At 36.3% G+C, this 24,174-nt stretch carries 25 protein-coding genes; 22 read left to right on the top strand and 3 right to left on the bottom strand.

What is annotated here, in order from left to right; all coding sequences use genetic code 11:
- Positions 1–657: 657 nt before the first annotated feature.
- From QUF91_RS23180 to QUF91_RS23145, 8 genes are all read left to right on the top strand, one after another.
- Entirely contained in the window at positions 658–2,931 is a 2,274-nt protein-coding gene (locus QUF91_RS23180) for a S9 family peptidase (RefSeq protein WP_289419499.1), read from the top strand.
- A 226-nt stretch (positions 2,932–3,157) separates the two neighbouring features.
- A complete protein-coding gene (locus tag QUF91_RS23175) occupies positions 3,158–5,431 on the top strand; it encodes a S9 family peptidase (protein ID WP_289419497.1) in 2,274 nt (757 codons plus the stop codon).
- Positions 5,432–5,633: 202 nt separating this feature from the next.
- The gene (locus QUF91_RS23170) at positions 5,634–5,870 is read left to right on the top strand and encodes a glutaredoxin family protein (protein ID WP_285397829.1); all 237 of its coding nucleotides are present in this window, start codon (positions 5,634–5,636) and stop codon (positions 5,868–5,870) included.
- 18 nt (positions 5,871–5,888) lie between these two features.
- Positions 5,889–6,497, top strand: a complete 609-nt coding sequence (locus QUF91_RS23165; protein WP_285397828.1) for an FMN-binding negative transcriptional regulator — start codon at positions 5,889–5,891, stop codon at positions 6,495–6,497.
- A 523-nt stretch (positions 6,498–7,020) separates the two neighbouring features.
- The gene (locus tag QUF91_RS23160) at positions 7,021–7,143 is read left to right on the top strand and encodes a hypothetical protein (RefSeq protein WP_263297453.1); all 123 of its coding nucleotides are present in this window, start codon (positions 7,021–7,023) and stop codon (positions 7,141–7,143) included.
- Positions 7,144–7,405: 262 nt separating this feature from the next.
- Positions 7,406–7,627 carry a hypothetical protein gene (locus tag QUF91_RS23155; RefSeq protein ID WP_289419495.1) on the top strand — a complete coding sequence of 74 codons (222 nt, stop codon included), beginning with the start codon at positions 7,406–7,408 and terminating at the stop codon, positions 7,625–7,627.
- Positions 7,628–7,630: 3 nt separating this feature from the next.
- Positions 7,631–7,990: a winged helix-turn-helix transcriptional regulator gene (locus QUF91_RS23150; protein WP_289419494.1), complete on the top strand. Its 360-nt coding sequence runs from the start codon at positions 7,631–7,633 to the stop codon at positions 7,988–7,990.
- Between the two features lie 177 nt (positions 7,991–8,167).
- On the top strand, positions 8,168–8,347 hold the full coding sequence (locus tag QUF91_RS23145) for a hypothetical protein (RefSeq protein ID WP_285397307.1): 180 nt from the start codon (positions 8,168–8,170) through the stop codon (positions 8,345–8,347).
- Positions 8,348–8,389: 42 nt separating this feature from the next.
- Here the strand turns inward: QUF91_RS23145 and QUF91_RS23140 are convergent, their stop codons facing one another.
- Entirely contained in the window at positions 8,390–8,938 is a 549-nt protein-coding gene (locus QUF91_RS23140; RefSeq protein ID WP_285397306.1) for an NAD(P)H-dependent oxidoreductase, read from the bottom strand.
- A gap of 496 nt (positions 8,939–9,434) precedes the next feature.
- Between QUF91_RS23140 and QUF91_RS23135 the strand changes: the two genes are divergently transcribed.
- The 7 genes from QUF91_RS23135 to QUF91_RS23105 all read left to right on the top strand — a co-directional run bounded on the left by QUF91_RS23135 (position 9,435) and on the right by QUF91_RS23105 (position 17,422).
- The gene (locus tag QUF91_RS23135) at positions 9,435–10,466 is read left to right on the top strand and encodes a sugar-binding transcriptional regulator (RefSeq protein ID WP_289419493.1); all 1,032 of its coding nucleotides are present in this window, start codon (positions 9,435–9,437) and stop codon (positions 10,464–10,466) included.
- A gap of 147 nt (positions 10,467–10,613) precedes the next feature.
- Positions 10,614–11,630, top strand: a complete 1,017-nt coding sequence (gene gap / locus QUF91_RS23130; protein WP_289419490.1) for a type I glyceraldehyde-3-phosphate dehydrogenase — start codon at positions 10,614–10,616, stop codon at positions 11,628–11,630.
- Positions 11,631–12,039: 409 nt separating this feature from the next.
- Entirely contained in the window at positions 12,040–13,224 is a 1,185-nt protein-coding gene (locus QUF91_RS23125) for a phosphoglycerate kinase (RefSeq protein WP_289419488.1), read from the top strand.
- 21 nt (positions 13,225–13,245) lie between these two features.
- Positions 13,246–14,007, top strand: coding sequence for a triose-phosphate isomerase (tpiA, locus tag QUF91_RS23120; protein WP_285397302.1), 762 nt, complete (start codon positions 13,246–13,248; stop codon positions 14,005–14,007).
- The gene (gpmI, locus tag QUF91_RS23115; protein WP_289419486.1) at positions 14,000–15,541 is read left to right on the top strand and encodes a 2,3-bisphosphoglycerate-independent phosphoglycerate mutase; all 1,542 of its coding nucleotides are present in this window, start codon (positions 14,000–14,002) and stop codon (positions 15,539–15,541) included. Before tpiA ends, gpmI begins: the two co-directional genes overlap by 8 nt.
- Positions 15,542–15,543: 2 nt before the next feature.
- Entirely contained in the window at positions 15,544–16,836 is a 1,293-nt protein-coding gene (eno, locus tag QUF91_RS23110; protein ID WP_285397300.1) for a phosphopyruvate hydratase, read from the top strand.
- A gap of 160 nt (positions 16,837–16,996) precedes the next feature.
- Positions 16,997–17,422: a tyrosine-type recombinase/integrase gene (locus QUF91_RS23105; RefSeq protein WP_285397299.1), complete on the top strand. Its 426-nt coding sequence runs from the start codon at positions 16,997–16,999 to the stop codon at positions 17,420–17,422.
- 679 nt (positions 17,423–18,101) lie between these two features.
- On the opposite strand, the gene QUF91_RS23100 is transcribed toward QUF91_RS23105, so the two are convergent.
- Positions 18,102–18,464: a MerR family transcriptional regulator gene (locus QUF91_RS23100; RefSeq protein WP_289419483.1), complete on the bottom strand. Its 363-nt coding sequence runs from the start codon at positions 18,462–18,464 to the stop codon at positions 18,102–18,104.
- 147 nt (positions 18,465–18,611) lie between these two features.
- Between QUF91_RS23100 and QUF91_RS23095 the strand changes: the two genes are divergently transcribed.
- The 3 genes from QUF91_RS23095 (at position 18,612) to QUF91_RS23085 (ending at position 20,918) form a co-directional block, all read left to right on the top strand.
- Positions 18,612–19,376: an SDR family NAD(P)-dependent oxidoreductase gene (locus QUF91_RS23095; protein WP_289419482.1), complete on the top strand. Its 765-nt coding sequence runs from the start codon at positions 18,612–18,614 to the stop codon at positions 19,374–19,376.
- A gap of 167 nt (positions 19,377–19,543) precedes the next feature.
- Positions 19,544–19,888 (top strand): site-specific integrase, encoded by a 345-nt coding sequence (locus tag QUF91_RS23090; protein WP_353957875.1) that lies wholly within the window; start codon positions 19,544–19,546, stop codon positions 19,886–19,888.
- A 487-nt stretch (positions 19,889–20,375) separates the two neighbouring features.
- A complete protein-coding gene (locus QUF91_RS23085) occupies positions 20,376–20,918 on the top strand; it encodes a DUF6241 domain-containing protein (RefSeq protein ID WP_289419480.1) in 543 nt (180 codons plus the stop codon).
- Between the two features lie 592 nt (positions 20,919–21,510).
- On the opposite strand, the gene QUF91_RS23080 is transcribed toward QUF91_RS23085, so the two are convergent.
- The gene (locus tag QUF91_RS23080) at positions 21,511–22,080 is read right to left on the bottom strand and encodes a hypothetical protein (protein ID WP_289419479.1); all 570 of its coding nucleotides are present in this window, start codon (positions 22,078–22,080) and stop codon (positions 21,511–21,513) included.
- Between the two features lie 475 nt (positions 22,081–22,555).
- Between QUF91_RS23080 and QUF91_RS23075 the strand changes: the two genes are divergently transcribed.
- The 4 genes from QUF91_RS23075 (at position 22,556) to QUF91_RS23060 (ending at position 24,173) form a co-directional block, all read left to right on the top strand.
- Positions 22,556–22,699: a hypothetical protein gene (locus QUF91_RS23075; RefSeq protein WP_289419477.1), complete on the top strand. Its 144-nt coding sequence runs from the start codon at positions 22,556–22,558 to the stop codon at positions 22,697–22,699.
- Entirely contained in the window at positions 22,700–22,966 is a 267-nt protein-coding gene (locus tag QUF91_RS23070) for a hypothetical protein (RefSeq protein ID WP_289419476.1), read from the top strand. It begins immediately after the preceding gene.
- Positions 22,963–23,475, top strand: coding sequence for a hypothetical protein (locus tag QUF91_RS23065; protein WP_289419475.1), 513 nt, complete (start codon positions 22,963–22,965; stop codon positions 23,473–23,475). The genes QUF91_RS23070 and QUF91_RS23065 overlap by 4 nt, the downstream gene beginning before the upstream one ends.
- Positions 23,476–23,657: 182 nt before the next feature.
- Positions 23,658–24,173 carry a GNAT family N-acetyltransferase gene (locus QUF91_RS23060; RefSeq protein WP_289419474.1) on the top strand — a complete coding sequence of 172 codons (516 nt, stop codon included), beginning with the start codon at positions 23,658–23,660 and terminating at the stop codon, positions 24,171–24,173.
- Position 24,174: the final 1 nt, after the last annotated feature.

Below are 24,174 nucleotides of genomic sequence, written 5' to 3'. Positions count from 1 at the left end.
TAAAAGAGAAATTTTATGGCACATCATCAAAAGTTGTGAATGATATTTGTTAAAAAGTATGCCATGAGCCAATTTTAATTAAATATAATCAGGTGTATTGATTGGCAAAAAAATAGGTTTATTGACGATAAAGGATTTTTTGGTGCTATTTTGCTAATATATTCCCATTTTTAACTGATTGTAGTGTAGGGCTACTCGACCGCCAGCAGGAAAGCGAGTAGCCTGTAGAGGAAATTAGCCACTTATCTGGCTCATCACTAATAGTTGTGGATGACATTTTTAAAAATATACGCTCTGTATATTAGTTGATCTTCGTTCCGACTGGGCGACTCCTTGGGGATTAGCGTCACAGATGAGACCCTGGAGCGAGCATGTAGAGGAACGAAAACTAAGAGCATCACATCCTGGATTTATAGAAACAAAATCGCTCTTTATCGAAACTATTTGAGCTTTTATCGAAACAAAATCTCATTTTATCGAAACTTTTTGGGCTTTTATCGAAAAACAAGCTCTTTCTAGCAAAGAAATCAACCACACGTTATGGTGATCAGCCTCTTATCTGAAATATTATCAATTATTGACAAAAGGACTAAAATTGTTATAATTTCATTGTATCGACAAACGATATAACGTGTACTGATATAAGGAGGAAACATTTTGAAAAAAAGATTTTTATCAGCATCATTAGCAATTATTTTAACATCATCTGTAGTTATTCCTGTATCTATGCAGGAAGTGCGCGCTGCCAATGAAACTAGCAGTCAAGTAGAAGTAAAAGCGGAACAACTATCTGCAAAGGAGTTTCTAGATTTAGCTGTCACAACTCTAACATTCCAGCATGGCTCAGAGACAATGCGTAAACAAATCATTGATCAGTGGGTAAAAGGCGAAGAATTAAAAGATTTAGGTGCGAATATTAAACGTGATGAAGCGGCACGTATTTTAGTAAGAGCCTTAGATAAAGAGGAAAAAGAAGCAACGCTTGCTGAGTATCAAGAAAAAGCAAATAAGCTTGGTTTATTTGACGGTCTTTCAAATAGTGAAACAATTTCAAAGCAAGACGCGGTTAAAATTTTGAATAACGCAAAAAAAGTGAAAAATGGTGTAAGTAATGAAGGCGTGAAAGAAATTTCTGTAGAAGATTTCATGAAAAATCCAGGTAACTTCGGTTATGAACTTTCACCAGATGGTAATTACATTACGTTCACCGCTCCATGGGAAAATCGTTCAAATGTTTTCGTAAAGAAAATGAATGACGATAGCGAGCCAGTACGTGTATCTAGCTCAAAAGATCGTGATATCGCCGGATCGTTCTGGAAAGATGATAATTTACTATATGTAAAGGATAAAGGTGGCGACGAAAACTTCCACATTTATTCAACATCATTTAACGGTAATGAGGAAAAAGATTTAACTCCTTATCCAAATGTAACAGTTGGGTTATTAAGTGGTTTAAAGGGCGTTAAAGACGAAATCCTTATTATGATGAATAAAGAAGATGCAAAAGTCTTTGATGTGTACAAGCTGAATGTGAAGACTGGTAAAACAACACATGTTGCTAAAAACCCAGGCAATATTGTTAGCTGGTTAGCAGATCGTGATGGCAATGTACGTATGGCAGTTGCTTCAGACGGTGTAGAAGGCACTGTTCTTTATCGTGATTCAGAAAAAGATGAATTCAAGCCATTTATTGAATTTAAAGCAGGGGAACAAGTAATGCCACTTGCCTTCTCTAAAGACAATAAACATATTTACGCAACTTCTAATAAAGGAAGAGACAAAGTAGAAGTAGTTAAATATGATTTAGAAGGTAAAGAAGAAGTAATTATGTCCAACCCAGACGTGGATGTAGCAGGTGTATTATATAGTGCTGATAAAGATAAATTATTATACGGTACCTATGTAACAGATAAGCTGCATTATCAATTCTTTGACGAGGACTTTGAAAAATTATTCCGTAAACTTCAAAACAAATTAGGTGTTTCTGAAAGTGAATTAGGCATCAATGATTACAACAAAGAAATGACAAAATTCATTGTTAGTGTTGCTAGTGACACTGTTTTCGGAAAATTCTATTACTACGATTCAACAACAGATGAATTAAAAGAATTGGCAACGTTAAGCCCTTGGTTAAACCCAGAGGAGCTTGCGGAAATGCATCCAATTTCCTATAAGAGTAGAGATGGCTTGACAATTAACGGTTATTTAACTTTACCTAAAAACAAAGAGGCTAAAAACCTACCTCTTATCGTCAATCCACACGGTGGACCATGGGCTCGAGACATGTGGGGCTTTAATCCAGAAGTACAACTACTAGCAAACCGTGGATATGCCGTATTACAAGTGAATTTCCGTTCTTCAACAGGTTACGGAAAAGAGTTTTTAGAGGCTGGTAATAAACAATGGGGTCTAAAAATTCAAGATGATATTACAGATGGTGTACAATGGGCAATCGACCAAGGTATTGCAGACCCTAAACGCATCGGAATTTACGGTGCATCATTTGGAGGCTATGCAACTTTAGCTGGTATCACTACTACACCAGATCTATATGCAGCAGCAGTTGATTATGTAGGTGTATCGAATATCTTTACATTATTAAATACAATTCCTCCATATTGGGAAACAGTGCGTAACCAATTTTATGAACGTGTAGGGCATCCAGAGAAGGATAAAGAGCTATTAACAGCTGCTTCACCTGTCTTCCATGTTGATAAAATTAAAACGCCGCTATTTGTAGCTCAAGGGGCAAATGATCCGCGTGTAAATCAGGCTGAATCTGATCAAATTGTTAAAGCATTACGTGAAAGAGGCGTAGATGTTGAATATATGCTGAAAGATAATGAAGGCCATGGTTTCCATAACGAAGAAAATAAAATTGAATTCTATAATGCAATGCTAAAATTCTTAGATAGTCATTTAAAAAAATAATATAAAAGAAGACTGTGCAGGGGATATCTTGCACAGTTTTTTATGGATTCAATAATTTTTGTTAACTAGACACATCACGAGAGGAGTTTTCGCTTTGCTATTTATGTACTAAATCGTTTTCATCTTGCTCAATTGTATAACTAATGATTGACAAAAATACTAAAATTGTTATGATTTTGTTGTATCGACAAATGACATTACGCGACTGATTAAAGGAGGAATCATTTTGAAAAAAAGATTTTTATCAGCATCATTAGCGGTTATTTTAACAACATCTGTAGTCATTCCTGTATCTATGCAGGAAGTGCGCGCTGCTAATGAAACTAGTAGTCAAGTAGAAGTAAAAGAGGAAAGTTTATCTGCTAAGGAATTTTTAGATTTAACTGTCACAGCTCTAACATTCCAACATGGATCAGAGACAATGCGTCAGCAAATCATTAATCAGTGGGTTAAAGGTGAAGAATTAAAAGATTTAAGCGCGAATATTAAACGTGATGAAGCGGCACGTATTTTAGTAAGAGCTTTAGATAAAGAGGAAAAAGAAGTAACACTTGCTGAGTATCAAGAAAAAGCCAATAAGCTTGGTTTATTTAAAGGTCTTTCAAATAGTGAAACGATTTCTAAACAAGATGCAGAGAAAATTTTAAACAATGCTAAAGCTGTGAAAAGCGATGTAAATAATGAAGGTGTGAAAGAAATTTCCGTAGAAGATTTCATGAAAAACCCAGGAAACGTTGGCTATTCACTCTCACCAGACGGTAATTACATTACATATAATGCTGAATGGGAAAATCGTTCAAATGTTTTCGTGAAAAAAATGAACGATGATAGCAAGCCAGTACGTGTATCTAGTTCAACTGATCGCGATATCGATGGATCTTTCTGGAAAGATGGTAATCTACTATATTTAAAGGATAAAGGTGGGGACGAAAACTTCCACATTTATTCGACATCTTTTAATGGTAATGAGGAAAAGGATTTAACACCTTATCCAAATGTGAAGATTAAGTTTTTAAGTGATTTGCAGGGGGTTAAAGACGAAATCCTTATTTTGATGAATAAAGAAGATGCGAAAGCCTTTGATGTGTACAAGCTGAATGTGAAGACTGGAGAAACTACACGTGTCGCTAAAAACCCAGGTAATATTAGTAGCTGGTTAGCAGATAGTAATGGAGAAGTACGAATGGCAGTTGCTTCAGATGGCGTAGTTGGTACTGTTCTTTATCGTGATTCAGAAAAAGATGAATTCAAGCCATTTATTGAATTAGAAGCAGGAGATGTAGTAAACCCTTTTTCTTTCTCAAAAGACAATAAATATATTTACGCAATTTCTAATAAAGGAAGAGATAAAGTAGAAGTGGTTAAATATGATTTAGAAGGCAAAGAAGAAGTAATTATGTCCAACCCAGAAGTGGATATAATAGGTGTATTATATAATGCTGAAAAAGATAAATTATTATGCAGTTCATATATAACAGATAAGCTACATTATCAATTCTTTGATGAGGACTTTGAAAAAGTATTCCGTAAAATTCAAAACAAATTAGGCGTTCAAGAAAGTGAATTGGGTATTAATGATTACAACAAAGATATGACAAAATTCATTGTTAGCGTTTCAAGTGACACTGTTTACGGAAAATATTATTACTACGATTCAACAACAGATGAATTGACAGAAATGGCTACATTAAGCCCATGGTTAAACCCAGAGGAGCTTGCAGAAATGCATCCAATCTCATATAAGAGTCGAGATGGCTTAACAATTAACGGTTATTTAACTTTGCCGAAAAACAAAGAGGCAAAAAATCTGCCACTTATCGTCAATCCACATGGTGGTCCATGGGCGCGTGATATATGGGGCTTTAATCCAGAAGTACAACTACTAGCAAACCGTGGTTATGCCGTGTTACAAGTGAATTTCCGTTCTTCCGCGGGTTACGGAAAAGAGTTTTTAGATGCGGGTAATAAACAATGGGGTCTGAAAATTCAAGATGATATTACAGATGGTGTACAATGGGCAATTGACCAAGGTATTGCAGATCCAGAACGCATCGGAATTTACGGTGCATCATTTGGAGGGTATGCAACGTTAGCTGGTATAACTACTACACCTGATTTATATGCAGCAGCAGTTGACTATGTAGGAATATCGAATATCTTTACATTATTAAATACAATCCCTCCATATTGGGAAACAATGCGTAACCAACTTTATGAACGTGTAGGGCATCCAGAGAAGGATAAAGAACTATTAACAGCTGCTTCGCCTATCTTCCATGTGGATAAAATTAAAACGCCATTATTTGTAGCTCAAGGTGCAAATGATCCACGTGTAAATAAAGCTGAATCTGATCAAATCGTTGAGGCATTACGTGCAAAAGGCGTTGAAGTGGAGTACATGTTGAAAGAAAATGAAGGTCATGTCTTCCAAAATGAAGAAAATCGCATTGAATTCTATAATGCAATGCTAAAATTCTTAGATAGTCATTTAAAAAAATAATTCGAGAAAAAACTGTGCAGGAAGTTGCTTGCACAGTTTTTTTTCTAGTTAGAGGACTTATTATAAGGGCTTAATACTAATAAGTTAAGTAGAAGGAGTCATGCTAGCACGAGAATGAGAGAGTTGGCAAGTAATGGGGATTACAGTATCTTACTTATAGATAGCTGTTTCGTTTTATAATTACTTTATGGAGGTGCTGTAATTGAACGTGAAATTTTTTAGTCGAGCTAATTGTGGATTATGTGTAGAGGGACTGCATACATTAAAGCTTGTACAGGAGGATATACATTTCGATATTGAAATTATTGATATTGAAGAAGATGAGAGCATACATGAAAAATATATGTTAATGATTCCGGTAGTAGAAAAAGATGGGCAAGTTATACAATACGGCAATTTGGATTACGCCACACTGATGGAGAATTTATGTAGTGAATAACAAAGGGGGAATTTGCTGATGTTCATACCAGCGGCTTTTAAAATAAAAGATATTTCTGAGATGATAGAAGTTATTCAGGAGAACAGTTTTGCGACACTTTTTTCAACCCATGAAGGAATACCTTATGCAACACATCTTCCATTATTGTTCAATGACAAAAAAGACTGTTTAATTGGACATTTTGCAAAAGGTAACCCTCAATGGAGGGGTATTGAAAACCAAAAAGTTTTAGCAGTGTTTCACGGACCGCATTGCTACATATCTCCATCATGGTATGAAACAAATCAAGCTGTCCCAACATGGAATTATGTAGCAGTACATGTTTATGGTGAAATAGAGCTTATTGACCACAATGATGAACTAATAAAATCATTTAACAACATGATTGAAAAATATGAACACAGTAACAGCACATATAGCCTAACTCAGGTAGATGAACAACGTGTAAGCAATCTAAACAAAGGGGTTCAAGGTTTTAAATTAAAAATCTCAAGTATGGAAGGTAAGAAGAAGTTAAGCCAGGACCATTCTAATGATAGACAGAAATTAGTGATTCAAAAATTAGAAGAAATCGAACAGACAAATGAGCAGCAAATCGCTCATTTAATGAAGCAAAACATTAAGTGAATGAAATCTACACTAAAAATTCTGCATTTCTCCTGCTATATAAGTGGCAGTGAAGAAAGAGCAGAATTTTTTATCTTATTTCAGCAGTTTTTTGGATATCCATTCGCTGAAATAGAGGAACTCAGCCTAAAAATATCAGTTACTGTCGCTTCATTTATACTACGCTTTCACGCAAAAAATATTTGTTGCTGTCGCTACGTTAGCACTGTGCTTTCGCGCAAAAAACATTTGTTGCTGTCGCTACGTTAGCACTGCGCTTTCGCACATAAAACACTGTTGGCCCACGGATTATGCTTTACCCAAATCTTTAGCGGTAATATCCACAATTCACAAATTGTTCAATGAAAGCGTTATGAATTTGAACAGTTTGTGAAGACCTTCACATTAGGCTTTATTTTTTAAAAAATCGGAGTAGAATAGGAATCAAGTAAGAGGTTGTTATAAAACAGTTTACAAAAGTATCACGATTTTTAGTGGTTGTTATATTACAAAAACATAAACATATTTGAAGGGAGATTTTACAATGTGGGTTATTACAGTATTTGAGAAAAAGGACGTTCGTATTTTTGAATACACAAATAAAAATGAAGCAACAAAAGCTTTAGGCGGATTTAAGAAAAACGCAATATTATCTTTCACAAAATAAGCTAACTAAAAACTCGTAGCCATGTCAAATTGGTTACGAGTTTTTCATTGTGTTGAAAAACAAAATGGTCAAGGATTTTACTAATAAGAGGTATCCAACTCCTATTAGATTAAACTTTATTACAAAGTCCAATCATTTATATTAAAGTGTGGACTAAATTAGACATTTAATGATAATGGATCATCACCAAAAGTTGTGGATGACATTTTTTAAAATATATGCGCTGTATATTAGTTGATTGTAGTGGAGACTGGGCGACTCCTTGGGGATCAGCGTCACAGATGAGACCCTGGAGCGAGCAACGCGAGTGAAGCGGCTCATCGGACGCCCCCAGGAAAGCGCCCAGTCGGAACGGAAATCAACCACACGTTTTGGTGAAGAGCCGGATAATGTTCATTTTATATATAACAAGGTAATAATGTATAATTATCTATTATATAGTATGCAATCTTTGTATCATATACTTGCCAAAAGGAGAGTGTAATTTATGCGTGAAACCTGTGTTCCGACCGGCGTGGAATTAAAAAACACTAGCTTTGGATACACGTTGTCCGTAATTGGTGGAAAATATAAAATGATTATTATGTATTGGCTGTCTGAAAATGAGGTTATGCGGTTTAATGAATTGAAGCGCTGTATCGGTACCATTCCCTTCAAAACGCTAAGCACCATGTTAAAAGATTTGGAGACAGATGGCCTTATCATTCGCAAGGAGTTTCCTCAAATACCTCCAAAAGTTGAATATTCATTATCTGAACGTGGTCTTTCAATCATTCCTGTGTTAAACATGATGTGCGAGTGGGGAGAGAGAAACCGTTTGTCAGCTCTAGAGGCTTTACAGAGGTAAGCACAGAGTTATGTTGTTTCAATCGAAGAGGCTGGGACATAACTGCTCAAAACCTTAAAAGCGCGAGAAATCAATTTTAGAAACGTTGATTTCTCGCGTTTTTGATGTTATTTTGCGTAAAAAAATGTGCTTATGTCATAAGCGGCGTAAATTATCAGTGCGATCAGAGAGTGTTGCATGAAGGTAGATGTCGATATTTTTCAAAAGTTGGTAGATAAATTAAAAAAGTTGGTAGATAAATTAAAAAAGTTGGTCGATAAACAATCAAAAGTTCTCGATAAATCTCAAAACTGCAGCTCATTAAAGATTTTTGTCGCTGCCGTTGCGCCTCGCTCCACTTTCCCTGCAGAAAAATGAGGTTTTGTCTAAGCCTCTTTATCTTATTCAAAAAGCAATCTTTTACAGGTTGTCAACAAAATTCAAATAATCTTGTGAGCTTTTTTCCAATTCTCCTGTAAATTGTTCATGTTCCATACTAGGTGCTTCTTCTGTGCCATAAAACGCAAAGAACGAACGATAATCTGCATTACAGTATTGGAAGGTAGTTTCGAAAGGAGATAATAAATGCTCGAGTGTATAGCGATATCTTCCCTCTTCACTATAATCTTTTTTATTAATTCCTGCAGACACTGCTAAAGCAGCTTTGCGATTCGTTAATTTATTCCCTCCATTTGAACCATAAGCCCAACCGTAAGCAAATACTTCGTCAAGCCATTTTTTCAAGAGAGGCGGACAATTAAACCAATATATAGGAAACTGAAGAACAAGATTCCCATGAGACTCAACCAATTTTTGTTCTTGTTCTACATCAATGTTTCCATCAGGGTACACCTTATACAATTCGTGTACAGTATATTTTTCCGGATATTTTTTAAGTTCAGTTACCCATCGCTTATTTATGACTGAAGTATCTATGCTAGGGTGAGTTACGATAACTAGAGTTTTCAAAGTTTAGTCCTCCCAAGAATTATTTATTTCTTCTCGAGTATAAAGAACAAACCGCACATAAGTAAGTACGCACATTTAGTTCAGGTACTATCGTTAAGGTAAGTGTCCCCCAGCTAAATGTGTTTTCAACTAGCGGGTGCGATTGTCGAACATGAAGAAAATGAACAATTAAAATCAAACCTTAAATCTATCGGATAAGAATTCATCTTTTCAAAATAGGTGGAATTTTTCTTTTGTAGAATCCATGTTTGTAGCGTACTTATGATCAAACTTTATTTTAAAGCTCATTAGCAGATTCAGTGAAAGTTTCATCCAATGAACCCCAACATAGGCGCAAATAAGCTACTTTGCTGTAAATAATAATTCTTTATGCCAATACATAGCATTTACTTGCTCTTTATTATAAAGAGGATTATAATGAAATCATAAGTGGGACATAATTTTATATAGCGGGACAAAAAGTAACCCATAGCTATTAAAAAGGGAGTAGATAAATATGTTATCTGTACCTGAGGCACAGCAAAGGCTACTTCCAGAAATGTATCCGCTTCTTCAATTGAGATATCGTATTTTGCAAACAGTTCAGCTAATGCAGCCAATTGGGCGTCGAACACTTGCAGATTCACTTAAAATGACCGAACGAGAAATTCGTAAAGAAACGGATATTTTACGTGAACAAGGGTTATTAGATTCTCAAAAATCGGGTATGGTATGTACAGACGACGGTGAAGTAGTTATTGAAAAACTAAGAGCACTTATCTATGAATGGTCTGGTCTTACACAGCTAGCAAAAAAACTGGAAAATCATTTTGGCTTACAGCACGTAATTGTTGTTCCAGGTGATTACAATGAAGACGATACGGTATTAACATTGCTTGGAAAAGAGGCAGCACATCAATTTATATCAACAAGCTTTGAAGGTCAGATAGTAGCTGTCACTGGTGGAAAGTCGGTTGCATCACTCACGCAATTTTTACAACCAGCTGATACACATAATATTACATTTGTTGCTGCACGTGGAGGCATTGGTCATGAAATGCAAATGCAAGCCAATACTCTTGTCTCAACCTTCGCCATGCAGATGGATACACAGTATCGTACCTTGTTTTTACCAGAGCATTTAAGTGAGCAGGCTTATCAAGCAATGTTAACAGAGCCGATGGTAACTGAAATGATGGATTATTATGATCGTGCAGATTGTGTCATTCATGGTATTGGCTCGGCAGAGGAAATGGCTGTTCGTCGTAATTCATCACCTGAGGATTTGCGAATTCTCGAAGAAAAGGGTGCAGTTAGTGAAGCATTTGGCTATTATTTCAATGCAGAAGGCGAAATTGTACATCGAATTCGAACAATCGGTATTCAGTTCGAGCAAGTTCAAAGAAGTAAGCAAGTCATTGCAGTTGCTGCTGGTAAACAAAAAGTGAAGGCAATGCTATCGTACTTTAAGGTAGCACCAAAGCAAACAATTTTTATAACAGATGAGGCAGCCGCAAAAACTATCGCTGAAGGATTACCTTCTTTATAAATTAAATAACTACCATCTTTAACGGTGGGAAAATACTTGTAACTCGTTTCTCAGCGGGTGTTAAAACACTCTCTGAATGAGCATAAAGCCACTTTTAGATGTCAGTGGCGAAAAATAATTATATAAACATTATTGGAGGAATTGACAATGGCATTAAAATTAGCAATCAATGGATTTGGACGTATTGGACGTTTAGTATTTCGTGAAGCGATGAAGCACGATGAATTCGAAGTAGTTGCAGTAAATGACCTAACAGATGCAGGTCAGCTCGCACACTTATTAACTTATGATTCAGTACATGGTGTCTACGATGCTGATGTTTATGCAGAAGGCGATTCTTTCGTAGTGAATGGGAAAAAAATCAACGTTTATGCAGAAAAAGATCCTGCTAATTTACCTTGGGGTGAACTAGGGGTTGATGTAGTACTTGAATGTACAGGTAGATTCCGCTCGATGGAAGAAGTAGGCAAGCATATTCAAGCAGGTGCTAAAAAAGCGATTCTTTCAGCTCCAGCGAAAGGTGAAATGCCGACATTTGTAATGGGTGTTAACCACGAGGACTACAATCCAGAAACAGATGACGTGATCTCGAACGCTTCTTGTACAACAAACTGTCTAGCACCAGTAGCTAAAATACTTGATGAAAAATTTGGTATTCAACGCGGTATGATGACAACAATTCACTCTTACACAAACGACCAACGTATCCTTGACTTCCCGCACTCTGATCCACGTCGCGCACGTGCTGGTGCAGTGTCAATGATTCCAACAACAACAGGAGCAGCAGTTGCAGTGTCAAAAGTATTACCTCAATTAAAAGGTAAACTAGATGGCTTCTCTATGCGTGTACCGACGCCAAACGTTTCATGTGTTGACTTAGTAGTGGAGCTAAAAGCAGAAGTAACAAAAGAAACTATTAATGCTGCATTAAAAGAAGCTTCAGAAAACGAGCTTAAAGGCATTTTAGGATATAACGAACTACCATTAGTTTCAATTGACTACAATGGTAACCATAACTCTTCAACTGTAGATGGTCTTTCTACAATGGTATTAGAAAATAGTATGGTAAAGGTTCTAGCGTGGTATGATAACGAAATTGGTTACTCTACTCGTTTAATGGACTTAGCTTTATATATCGCAGAAAAAGGATTACACAATAAATAAGTGTCATAATTCGAAAGTTGAAGTAAAAAGTGTGACATAATACCGCTTTTTACGCATAAAAAGTATAGCCTTTATAATATCTAAAAGATATAATATACAAGGGTAATGAGAGTAAGGGAAATTTACCCTTACTCTTTTTTATACGTATATAAGATGGATGCATGCCGAATATAAGGAATGGTCGCTTTCCTTATAACTGATTATGCAATTGCAAGACATAGAACGCGACTTTTGCTACTATAAAAGCAAGTAAAAGGGTACTTCATTCCGAAAAGGCTTGTTAAACAGAATCAATCCTATGTGATGATGGACCGCATATTTTATCTAAAACAGTTACGTGAATGATGTGAGGAGCCAAGGTGGGTGAATCCAGGAAATTCACGACTAAAACTTTGAAGGGGGTTTCTTCATGTTAAATAAGAAGACGATGAAAGATATTGATGTAAAAGGCAAGCGCGTATTTGTACGTGTTGATTTTAATGTACCGATGGCAGATGGTGCAATTACTGACGAAACACGTATTCGAGCAGCAATCCCAACAATTGAATATTTGGTTGAGCAAGGTGCCAAAGTTATTTTAGCCTCTCACTTAGGTCGTCCAAAAGGTGAAGTAAAAGAAGATATGCGCCTAACTGCTGTAGGAATTCGTCTAGCTGAATTAATGGGTAAACCGGTGACTAAATTAGATGAGTCAATTGGTGAAAAAGTAGAAGAAGCTGTTGCAAACATGCAAAATGGCGATATGATTCTACTTGAAAATGTACGCTTCCACGCTGGAGAAGAGAAAAATGATCCAGCATTAGCAGAGCAATTTGCAAAATTAGCGGACGTTTATGTCAATGATGCGTTTGGTGCCGCTCACCGTGCACATGCGTCAACTGAAGGAATTGCCAAGCATGTACCAGCTGTTTCTGGCTTCCTAATGCAAAAGGAATTAGATGTGCTTGGTAAAGCTTTATCTAACCCAGAGCGTCCATTTACAGCCATTATCGGTGGTGCCAAAGTTAAAGATAAAATTGGCGTTATTGAAAGCTTATTAGAAAAGGTAGATCACCTAATTATCGGCGGCGGTTTATCATTCACATTTACTAAAGCGCAAGGTCATGATATCGGTAAATCTTTATTAGAAGAAGATAAAATCGACCTAGCAAAATCCTTTATTGAAAAGGCAAAAGCAAAAGGCGTGCAATTACATATGCCAATCGATGCAGTTGTCGCAAACGAATTTTCAAAAGATGCAGAAACAAAAATTGTTGATGTAGACGCTATTCCAGCCGATTGGATGGGCTTAGATATCGGTCCGAAAACAGCTGCTAATTATGCAGAGGTTATTAAAAATTCTAAACTAATTATTTGGAATGGACCAATGGGTGTTTTTGAAATGGATAAATTTGCGAATGGTACAAAAACTGTAGCTGACGCAATGGCAACAACAACTGGTTATACAGTGATCGGTGGCGGGGATTCTGCAGCAGCAGTTGAAAAATTTGAGGTTGCCGATAAAATGGACCACATTTCAACTGGTGGCGGTGCATCACTTGAATTAATGGAAGGTAAAGAGCTACCAGGAATTGTGGCATTAAACGATAAATAATACAATTTGGGAGGCAAAACGATGCGTAAACCAATTATTGCAGGTAACTGGAAAATGTATAAAACATTTGAAGAGGCGATCCAGTTTGTCGATGCTATACAGGACAAACTCCCTTCAAACGATAAAGTAGACGCTGTTGTTTGTGCACCAGCACTTTATCTACCTACACTTGTGCAGGTTGCTAGTGAATCAGAGCTAGCAATTGGCGCACAAACGATGCATTATGAAAACGAAGGTGCATTCACTGGAGAAATTAGTCCAGCACAGCTAGCAAGTGTGGAAGTAGACTATGTTATTTTAGGTCATTCTGAACGACGTGAATACTATAATGAAACAGATGAAGCAATCAATAAAAAGGTTGCTGCAGCACTAGCGCATAATATCGTACCAATTATTTGCTGTGGTGAAACGCTTGAGGAACGTGAAGCGGGGACTACTGAGCAAAAGGTTGCTCATCAAATTACAGCTGCACTTGCTGGATTTGGAGCACAAGAAGTGGAGCATATGGTGATTGCCTATGAACCGATTTGGGCAATTGGTACAGGTAAAACAGCTACAGCAGAAGATGCAAACCAAGTATGCGGCGCAATTCGTGCAGTAGTCAAAGAATTATATAACGCTGAAACGGCCGATGCTGTACGAATTCAATATGGCGGTAGCGTAAAACCTGAAAACATTCAGGAACTATTATCAAAAGAACATATCGACGGCGCTTTAGTTGGCGGTGCAAGTTTACAACCAGAATCATATTTAACATTATTGGAGGCGGCAGCAAATGCCTAAAAAGCCAGTAGCATTAATTATTTTAGATGGCTTTGCATTCCGTGATGAAACGTTCGGGAATGCAGTAGCCCAAGCAAATAAACCTAATTTCGATCGTTTTTGGAATGAATTCCCACACTCAACATTAACTGCATCAGGTGAAGCGGTAGGTTTACCTGATGGTCAAATGGGGAATTCTGAAGTTGGTCACCTCAATATCGGTGCTGGACGTATTGTCTATCAAAGCTTAACACGCTTAAACAAATCTATTCGTGAAGGGGATTTCTTTACGAATAAAGCATTTTTGGATGCAATTGCACATGCGAAAGCACATCAATCAAAGCTTCATATTATGGGCTTACTTTCAGATGGTGGTGTTCATAGCCATTATGAGCATATGTTTGCACTATTAAAGCTTGCAAAACAACAAGGCTTAGATAAAGTCTTTGTACATGGTTTCTTAGATGGTCGTGATGTTGGGCCAAAAACGGCTTTAGACTATATTGAAGAAACAGAAAAACAAATGGCGGAAATTGGCGTAGGTCAATTCGCTTCCATTCATGGTCGTTATTATGCAATGGATCGTGATAAACGTTGGGATCGTGTAGCCCTTACTTACAATGTACTAGTAGAGGGTGTTGGTCAAACAGCTGACAGTGCGAGAAGTGGTGTAGCAGAATCCTATGAGCGCGATGTAACAGATGAATTTGTCATCCCATTTAGCGTTCAAGAGCATGGAGAACCAGTGGCAATGATTGACGATAATGACGCTGTTATTTTCTTCAACTTCCGTCCTGACCGTGCTATTCAACTGTCAAAAGTGTTTACAAATAATGAATTTGATGGCTTTGCTTTATCAGCGAATCACCCACAAAATTTAAAATTTGTGTCTTTCACACATTATAGTGATGAGGTAAATGCTCAAGTTGCATATGAAAATGACAACTTAAAAAATACGATTGGTGAAGTGTTAGCTACTAATGGCAAAACACAGCTTCGTATTGCAGAAACAGAAAAGTATCCGCATGTTACATTCTTTATGAGTGGTGGCCGTGAGGAGAAATTTGACGGTGAAGAGCGTATTTTAATTGCATCCCCAAAGGTTGCCACATACGATTTGAAACCTGAAATGAGTGCCTACGAGGTAACAGATGCATTGCTTGCAGAGATTGCGGCCGATAAATTTGATGGGATCATTCTTAATTTCGCTAACCCAGATATGGTTGGGCATAGTGGAATGTTAGAGCCAACGATTAAAGCCATTGAAGCAGTCGATGAATGTCTTGGTAAAGTAGTAGATGCGATCCTTGCAAAAGGTGGCGCAGCTATTATTACAGCTGACCATGGTAACTCTGATGAAGTTCTTACTTTAGTAGGGGAGCCAATGACAGCTCATACAACAAATCCTGTTCCAGTAATTGTGACAAAACCAAATTTAATGTTAAGAAATGGTGGCATTTTAGCCGATTTGGCGCCAACCATGTTAGAATTATTAGAGGTGTCACAACCTTCTGAAATGACAGGACAATCATTAATTGAAAAAGAGGAGAATTAATTATGCCATTTATTACACAGATTTATGCGCGCGAAGTTTTAGACTCACGTGGGAACCCAACAGTAGAAGTTGAAGTATTTACAGAATCAGGCGCTTTTGGTCGCGCTATCGTGCCATCAGGTGCATCTACTGGTGAATATGAGGCAGTAGAATTACGCGACGGTGACAACTCACGTTACCTAGGCAAAGGTGTATTAAAAGCAGTTGAAAATGTAAACACAATTATTGCTGAAGAGTTAGAAGGCAACTATTCTGTTCTTGACCAAGTAGTTATCGACAAAGCTTTAATCGAGCTAGACGGCACAGAAAACAAAGGTAAACTAGGTGCCAACGCAATTCTAGGCGTATCGATGGCAGTTGCACATGCTGCGGCAGATTATTTAGATGTACCTCTTTATCAATATCTTGGTGGATTTAACTCAAAACAACTACCAGTACCAATGATGAACATCTTAAATGGTGGCGCTCACGCTGACAACAACGTAGACATTCAAGAATTCATGGTAATGCCTGTAGGCGCAGAATCATTCCGTCATGCATTACGTATGGGTGCTGAAATCTTCCACAGCTTAAAAGCAGTACTTAAAGCAAAAGGCTATAATACAGCTGTAGGTGATGAAGGTGGTTTCGCACCAAACCTTGGTTCTAACGAGGAAGCTATTACTGTAATTTTAGAAGCAATCGAAAAAGCTGGCTATAAACCAGGTGAAGAAGTGAAACTTGCAATGGACGTTGCTTCATCTGAACTATTCAATAAAGAAGATGGCAAATATCACTTAGACGGTGAAGGTGTTGTTAAAACTTCTGAAGAAATGGTTGACTGGTACGAAGAGCTTACAAATAAATACCCAATCATCTCAATTGAAGATGGCTTAGACGAAAACGACTGGGCAGGACACAAATTATTAACAGATCGTATCGGCGCTCGCGTACAATTAGTAGGTGACGATCTATTTGTAACAAATACGAAAAAATTATCGGCTGGTATTGAGCAAGGTGTTGGTAATGCAATCCTTATCAAAGTAAACCAAATCGGTACATTAACAGAAACATTTGATGCAATCGAAATGGCAAAACGCGCTGGTTACACAGCAGTGATCTCTCACCGCTCTGGTGAATCTGAGGATGCAACAATTGCTGATATCGCAGTTGCTACAAACGCTGGCCAAATTAAAACAGGTGCTCCATCACGTACAGACCGCGTAGCTAAATACAACCAACTTCTTCGCATCGAAGACCAACTTGGTTCAACAGCTGAGTACCTTGGTTTAAATTCATTCTATAACTTGAAGTAATCATTTATTTGTATGGAAAATAGCTTGAACCTTGTCATACACGACATTTTAGCAAGGTTTGAGCTATGTCATACATCAGCATAAATTGTGCAATACAGTTGTATTGTGTCAGCCTCTTATTTATGGGTATTAAAATACTCATGGATAGGAGGTTTTTTGTGTGTTCATAAAGGATTTGTTAATGGAGTTTATTTTTGATTTACAGATTAAAAATTATTCAGATAGAACCATTGAAACTTATAACTACAATACGACGGATTTTATTCAGTATTTGATTGCAGAAGAATATGTCACGCTAAACATTATGGCTCGCACCAAGCTGTTGAAAGAAGATAAGACCGTTATTCAAACATTTACAGACAAAGAAGTTGCAAAAATGATAGAAGCATACGATTTTAAAACGTATTTAAATGCAAGAAATAAGGTATTTGTAGCCATGCTCGCTGATACGGGTATTAGGCTGTCAGAATTAATTAATTTAGAAACGGATTGGATAAATGATACCAATCTAAAGATTTTCGGGAAAGGAGCAAAATGGCGCTATGTAGGTCATCAACAAAGTAGTTATTCAGTTCAGGCGTGTTGATTAGGGAAAAATAGGTTTATTATTGATCGAAGAAAGGGTTTTTCTTGTTGCTATTTAGTGTCGAGCCCCAAAACAGAATCGCTAAAGCTACTTTCGTTCGTTTTATAGGAATACTTTGAAGATTTATCGAAACAAAATCGCTCTTTATCGAAACTATTTGAGCTTTTATCGAAACAAAATCTCATTTTATCGAAACTATTTGGGCTTTTATCGAAAAACAAGCTCTTTCTATCAAAGAAATCAACCGCATGTTATGATGAAGAGCATGTAGTGAAGGGCTACTCGACGCTCGCTAGCAGGAAGCCTTGCTCTGTGCGAAAGCGAAGCGTCAGCGACAAATTGTTTTATCTGAAGCGACAGCAACAAAACGAGTAGCCCGTAGCGGAAATCAGATCCTTCTAATTTAATTATGGTGGATAAAAATGGTTAATCAACACACCTGTATTCAGTTATGTATCCATCTAATAAGTTAAGCTTTGGGTATGATGTTGAATATACTATTTGTACTGAATGTGGGCTAATAATTGAAAGTTATGTAGAAAACCAGAGAAATATAAGGGGACACTTTAGATGTTCTTCAAGTAACGGGTACAAGAGTTTAAGATAAAGCTACCGAATAAAGGTAGCTTTTCTTTTTGATCTAACGGAGCTAATTGAGTAATATATTTTGTTAATAAAATTATTCCTTATTCCGAATAAGTTCTCTATATGTTGATATTTTTTTATCTAGCATTATATATGTTTCTTGTAATGTTTTTAATTGAACTTCAATAGAACTTTTATGATCTTCTAAAAGTTTTAACCTTGCTTCAGTAGTTTGTTCTCCTTTTTTAAATAGACTGGTATATTCTTTAATTTGTGTTATGGGCATTTTAGTTTCTTTCAATTTTAAAATAAAAGTTAACCATTTTAGATGATAATCAGTATACCGTCTTTCTCCATATTCATTTCGATCCGGGAGAATGATACTCTCTTTTTCGTAATATCGTAGCGTGTGTGTACTAACCCCTAATATTTGAGCTATTTCACCGATCGTGTACATATTTATTTACCTCCATTTTTTATAGAAACATTAAGGGTCAAAAAAGGATTTGACTTAGAGTTTACTCTAAGGAATATAATAACAACTGTACAAATTATAATTAATTTGAACAACACAAGTAAAGAGTATCATTTAGGAGGAATATAAGTGAAATATACAGTTATTACAGGTGCAAGTTCAGGTATTGGTTATGAAACTGCTTTAGCTTTTGCATTTCGTGGAAAAAATTTAGTCCTAGTTGCCCGCAGAACTGATGAGCTTGAGAAATTAAAATCAGAAATAGCGAAGATTAATTCAGATTTAGACGTTATTATTCGAACAACTGATTTATCAGTTAGTAAAAATGTATATGAGCTTTATGAAGGGCTTAAAAATTATCAAATTGAGACTTGGATAAACAATGCAGGGTTTGGGAATTTTGCATCTGTCGGAGAACAAAATTTAAATAAAATCGAGACAATGTTACATTTAAATATCGAAGCTCTAACAATTTTGTCATCACTTTTCGTACGAGATTACTCGAATATTGAAGGAACTCAATTAATCAATGTTTCATCAGGTGGGGGATATAGAATTGTTGCAGATGCTGTTACTTACTGCTCAACTAAGTTTTATGTAAGTGCGTTTACAGAAGGGCTTTCACACGAACTAAAAGCTCAAGGGGCAAATATGCAAGCAAAAGTTTTAGCTCCTGCTTCTACTGAAACAGAATTTATAAAACGTTCTTATGATCTCCAAGAAAATGTTAAATTAGCCGGCATTTTACCAAAGTATCATACTGCTAAAGAAATGGCAGGATTTATGCTCGACCTTTATGATAGTGAAAAGGTAGTAGGAATAGTAGACGGAATTACGTATGAATTTGAATTAAAGGACCCTATTTATCCAAATATCGTATTAGAAAGAAACTAATTCATATTCAATACTTTTTATTGAAAGAAAACCTAAAAAAAAAGACCCTAATTGTTTAAGATTATTATAGAGGAGAGTTATTCAACTAACGGAGTGCTTTACCTGAAGATCATTAGAGTTGCGTTTGCAGCTCTTTTTTTTATTGAATTAACGAAGTACGATAGTTTATTTCAATCAGAACAACAGAAACTTATAACTACAATACAACTCACTTTATTCAATATCTGGACGAGTTTCATGAGGTGAATGAAATTGAAGACGTTTCTACAGTTCATGTAAAAAAATATATTCAACATCAATTAAATCTTGGTAAAAAGGCGACTAACATTAACATTGTAATTAAATCGTTGAGGTCGTTTTACACGCATTTGGTTGCGGAAGAATATGTCACGTTAAAGAAATGCATGAGCGACAAAAAATACGTGCCAAACAAATTGAAGAAATGCAAAAGAAAAGTGAAGGTTCACCACATGAACCTTAGAACAATGAAAATTTTAAAGTTCACTGCATGAACTTTGGGAACCATTGGTATAAAGGCTATAACCTCTAATTATACCATTTGAGGTCATGCACATTATGCACACCCTTGAAGTGCGTCATGTTTCGTGACGCACCCATATGTTTTAACCAACAAGAAATCTTGCTCGTTAATTCAATAAAGTCAGAGTTGACCACATTAAATATTCATTGAACCCTATTACAACATTCTGTTATTATTATCCTAATTACATAATATAAGGATCTTCACCAAAACGTGTGGTTGATTTCCGTTCCGACTGGGCGCTTTCCAGGGGGCGTCCGATGAGCCGCTTCACTCGCGTTGCTCGCTCCAGGGTCTCATCTGTGACGCTAATCCCCTAGGAGTCGCCCAGCCTCCACTCCAATCAACCTCTATATTACATACGTTTTAACAAATGTCATCCACAACTTTTGGTGATGAGCCTAATATAATCCAATACATAATTACATAAAGATAAAAAATTACTGAGGTGTAATAACATGAAGAGAAAAACAAAATCAGTTATCAGTATCATTGTAATTTTAATCATTTTCGGTGGAGCATTTAGTTACTTCAAATTCACCGAACAAATAGAAAAACCTACACCCAAGGAAGAAAAAGCAACTGTTGAACATAATGGAGCAATTCTTGAAAGTAAAACTGTTACAAAAGAAGAATTACTTTATCCTGACAACTTAATAGAACACAAAGTGAACGAAGCCATTCACAGCATGTCTCATCAAAAGGTTGAAGCTAAAGTAAAATGGGGTCACGAGCAAATAACACAAGAAAAAGTTGACCGATTGTTGGCTGTATGCAAAATGAACGATTATAAGTTTAAAGAGCTTTACATTTCAATATTGGAAAGATGGTCGAAAGGTGATTTTTCAAACGCCGTTGACGAGCACAACAAAATTTGGCAACTTCAAGGTGGCGATGAATCAAGAAATTCAGGGAAAGCAATTCGTTTACTATCGCCCGAGGAAGAAGCAGAATATATTGAGCACAATTTAAAATATGATTTATATGATGGCACTCATTAATGGGCGTTATTTTTATTTGTCGTCACTAAACGCACCAGTTTCGCGTTTGGTGCGTTTTTTTATTTAGGCGGATAAATCATATGTAAAATTGTTTTGGATCAACAGGCGTTGTAGTTTCGTTTTTAATCGTATGTTTCTATGATGTGCAGCAGGGCGACTGATTTTTAATTCCTCGCAATTTAAAATAAGCTATTACTTAGTAGCTTCACTAATATCGCCTCAAAGGTATGCAAATACTTTTGAGGCGATTTTTTTGTTGCTCAGGTGGTGTCCAAGAAGGTAGGGCAGAAAAGTGATCGGGTCCCCAGGAAAAGTGATCAGGTAGGGCAGAAAAGTGATCGGGTCCCCAGGAAAAGTGATCAGGTAGGGCAGAAAAGTGATCGGGTATCCAAGGAAAGTGATCAGGTAGGATGAAAAAGTGATCGGGTCCCCAAGAAAAGTGATCAGGTGGGGCAGAAAAGCGCTCGGATCCTCAAGATAACTGCTCAGGCAGGATAAACCCAAAATCCCCCACTATAATTCAAATGCACCTTATGCCCTAGAAATTAGGTTTTAATTAATTTGATCTATCATCTATTTTTAATTTTAATAATTATACAAGACGGTCATCATCTATCATTTTTTTTACTTCATTTTCGTCCTGCAAATCGTATGTTCGCATAGAGTTTCCTTTTGATTCTCTGTATACACCCAGTAAATAGGTTTCATTTAGTTCTAATTTGACTGTTTTATCTCCAATTGCATAATCCCATCCACTAATACCAGCAACAGATTGAATTTTGTCGATTTTATGAGGGGTTACTTGAACGCCTGGTCCATAAAGAAAAGCAAAAGATTCATCATCAGTTTTTATGATGCCAAATCCTATATTACCTTCCTTTACTTTGTTTGGACTTTGCCCGAAAGATAGTGTTGTTAATGACTTAGATTCCAATTGCCCATCTTTGTAACTTTCAACCCAAAGATCAATCCAACGCTTGTCAGCATCATTTAATTTGAAATCAAAATCGTATAATATCCCTAAATTTAAATCTTTAAAAGTACTCACATATTTAGAATCGGCATTACTTGAAATGGTCGCTATTTCTGTATTCTTTTGATTAGTACAGCCTGAAAGAAATAGCAAAAATAATATCGGTAGGATAATAAAAATTTTTCTCATAAATCAACCTCACCTTTTATGAATTTACTGCCCTAATGAAGGCAACTAGCTTTATAGATTATTATTCGGCAAATATTGTAAAAAACCTTGTGATGCTTTTAATGGAATGGATGTGTTTGTTTCGTTTATATGCTTTTAGATGAACCTTCGTAGTGTAGAAATTGGAATTACTATTTTCTCAACATATTAGGGAAAAGATAGGCAAGTGAGAGAAAATTGTATATGAAGGGATCTAAGAAGAAGTGTTTTCGCTATTTTTGTTGTTGAACTTATTGTACTGACGTTGACGTTGCAGTTTTCTTCAATAAATGGATTTTGATGATGGTAAATTTATTGAAAATTGGAACTTATATTTGTATAGAGCGCATTAGTAAAGATTGGTATTTTTGAGGCTCATCACCAAAAGTTGTGGATGACATTTTTTTAAATATATGCACTGTATATTAGTTGATTGTAGTGGAGGCTGGGCGACTCCTTGGGGATCAGCGTCACAGATGAGACCCTGGAGCGAGCAACGCGAGTGAAGCGGCTCATCGGACGCCCCCAGGAAAGCGCCCAGTCGGAACGGAAATCAACCACACTTTTTGGTGAAGAGCCATTTTTGAATAGGGGTGAATGAATGGTTAGAAGAAGAGGAACGTATCAAATAAAAATTCGTGACAAGCAGCTCATTTGTTTATTTTGTCAGAACGATCAATTTCAACATCGTGAAGTTTATATGGATTTAAATCCTTTAGGTGAAACGGTGACGGATCAACTCACATTGCAATCATTTTACTGTACGTCATGTGGTGATATCCGAATGTTTCAAGAAAAGAATCGATTTGACCATACGTTACAAAAACATGTATCTATTATTGAGTATACGGAGGTAACAAAAGAATGAGTACAAGTAATTTAATGCAGAAAAAAAGTCGTATTACGATTTTTAATGAGCCTGTTATTTGTAGATTTTGTTCAAATGATGTATTTATTCCTTATGAAGTATATGCGAATGTTGAACAGCCCGGTATCGGTGTATATCATGTTCGTAATATAGCAATTTGTCAACATTGTGGTGAAACAAAATATTTTGGAGATCCAAGCGATTATGATGCTGAAAAAGATACTTATATTTGGGCATTGAATCAGTATTTACTTTCCGATACCTTTAGAAAATATAAGATTAAGGTTTTATTATATGTTGGGAAAAGAAATAATGATAGAATAACTTCTTTTATAAATGAGCTTGTTCAAGTTTTTAGTATAGAAGTAGAGAATATGAGCGATTTAAAAGGGGGAGTAGTACTTCAAATGAAGCTTTCTAGTTTAAATGATATACAAACGATTAGATCTATAATAATCGATTCTGCGAAGCGACTGAATATAACGATTAAGGATTTAACCATTAAATAGGATTATCGAAGTGACATTTATTTAAATGTAGCTTTTAATAGGAGAGTACCACATACCCAGTAACGTAAGGAATAAAATATATGGATTTCATTTGGCTCATCACCAAAACGTATGCTATGAATATAAGTGTAAAATAGGCTTAGGAAATGGAGAATAAAATACTGAAAAGGAAAGTGGATACGATGAAAATTCTTGAAACAGAACGACTTACCCTTCGCTTACAAACAACAGATGATGCAGATTTTATTCTTGAGCTAATGAATGATCCTTCATGGCTAGAGTTCATTGGTGATCGTGGTTTGAGAACAGTAGAGGATGCGCGTGAATATATAAAGAATGGAGCAATGCGCACGTATGAGCAATTTGGCTTTTGTTTTTTTTTAGTTGAAAGAAAAGAAGATCAAAGCCCGATAGGCATTTGTGGTCTAGTTAAAAGAGACTCGCTAGAAGATGTGGATATTGGCTTCGCTTTTCTTCCTCAGTATTGGGGCAAAGGATACGCCTATGAAGCAGCTTCAGCGACATTGGCATATGGTTTAGATACACTAGGGCTAAATCGTATAGTGGCTATCACAACTCAAGATAATCACGCTTCAGCAAAGCTACTCGAAAAAATAGGCTTGAAGTTTGAAAGATTAGTCCAACTTTCCAATGATCCTGAAGAACTTAGACTTTTTTCGTTCAATAGTGACTCATAAA

It is taken from the genome of Lysinibacillus sp. G4S2, from assembly GCF_030348505.1.
GTDB lineage: Bacteria > Bacillota > Bacilli > Bacillales_A > Planococcaceae > Lysinibacillus.
This window is presented reverse-complemented; position numbering and strand designations above follow the sequence as displayed.

Bases quoted from the DNA above. Each gene is read 5' to 3' on its own strand.
- QUF91_RS23165 (WP_285397828.1), top strand. From the start codon at position 5,889: ATGTTCATACCAGCGGCTTTTAAAATAAAAGATATTTCTGAGATGATA.
- QUF91_RS23160 (WP_263297453.1), top strand. From the start codon at position 7,021: ATGTGGGTTATTACAGTATTTGAGAAAAAGGACGTTCGTATTTTTGAA.
- QUF91_RS23150 (WP_289419494.1), top strand. From the start codon at position 7,631: ATGCGTGAAACCTGTGTTCCGACCGGCGTGGAATTAAAAAACACTAGC.
- QUF91_RS23145 (WP_285397307.1), top strand. From the start codon at position 8,168: ATGAAGGTAGATGTCGATATTTTTCAAAAGTTGGTAGATAAATTAAAA.
- QUF91_RS23135 (WP_289419493.1), top strand. From the start codon at position 9,435: ATGTTATCTGTACCTGAGGCACAGCAAAGGCTACTTCCAGAAATGTAT.
- gap (WP_289419490.1), top strand. From the start codon at position 10,614: ATGGCATTAAAATTAGCAATCAATGGATTTGGACGTATTGGACGTTTA.
- QUF91_RS23125 (WP_289419488.1), top strand. From the start codon at position 12,040: ATGTTAAATAAGAAGACGATGAAAGATATTGATGTAAAAGGCAAGCGC.
- tpiA (WP_285397302.1), top strand. From the start codon at position 13,246: ATGCGTAAACCAATTATTGCAGGTAACTGGAAAATGTATAAAACATTT.
- gpmI (WP_289419486.1), top strand. From the start codon at position 14,000: ATGCCTAAAAAGCCAGTAGCATTAATTATTTTAGATGGCTTTGCATTC.
- eno (WP_285397300.1), top strand. From the start codon at position 15,544: ATGCCATTTATTACACAGATTTATGCGCGCGAAGTTTTAGACTCACGT.
- QUF91_RS23100 (WP_289419483.1), bottom strand. From the start codon at position 18,464: ATGTACACGATCGGTGAAATAGCTCAAATATTAGGGGTTAGTACACAC.
- QUF91_RS23085 (WP_289419480.1), top strand. From the start codon at position 20,376: ATGAAGAGAAAAACAAAATCAGTTATCAGTATCATTGTAATTTTAATC.
- QUF91_RS23080 (WP_289419479.1), bottom strand. From the start codon at position 22,080: ATGAGAAAAATTTTTATTATCCTACCGATATTATTTTTGCTATTTCTT.
- QUF91_RS23070 (WP_289419476.1), top strand. From the start codon at position 22,700: ATGGTTAGAAGAAGAGGAACGTATCAAATAAAAATTCGTGACAAGCAG.
- QUF91_RS23065 (WP_289419475.1), top strand. From the start codon at position 22,963: ATGAGTACAAGTAATTTAATGCAGAAAAAAAGTCGTATTACGATTTTT.
- QUF91_RS23060 (WP_289419474.1), top strand. From the start codon at position 23,658: ATGAAAATTCTTGAAACAGAACGACTTACCCTTCGCTTACAAACAACA.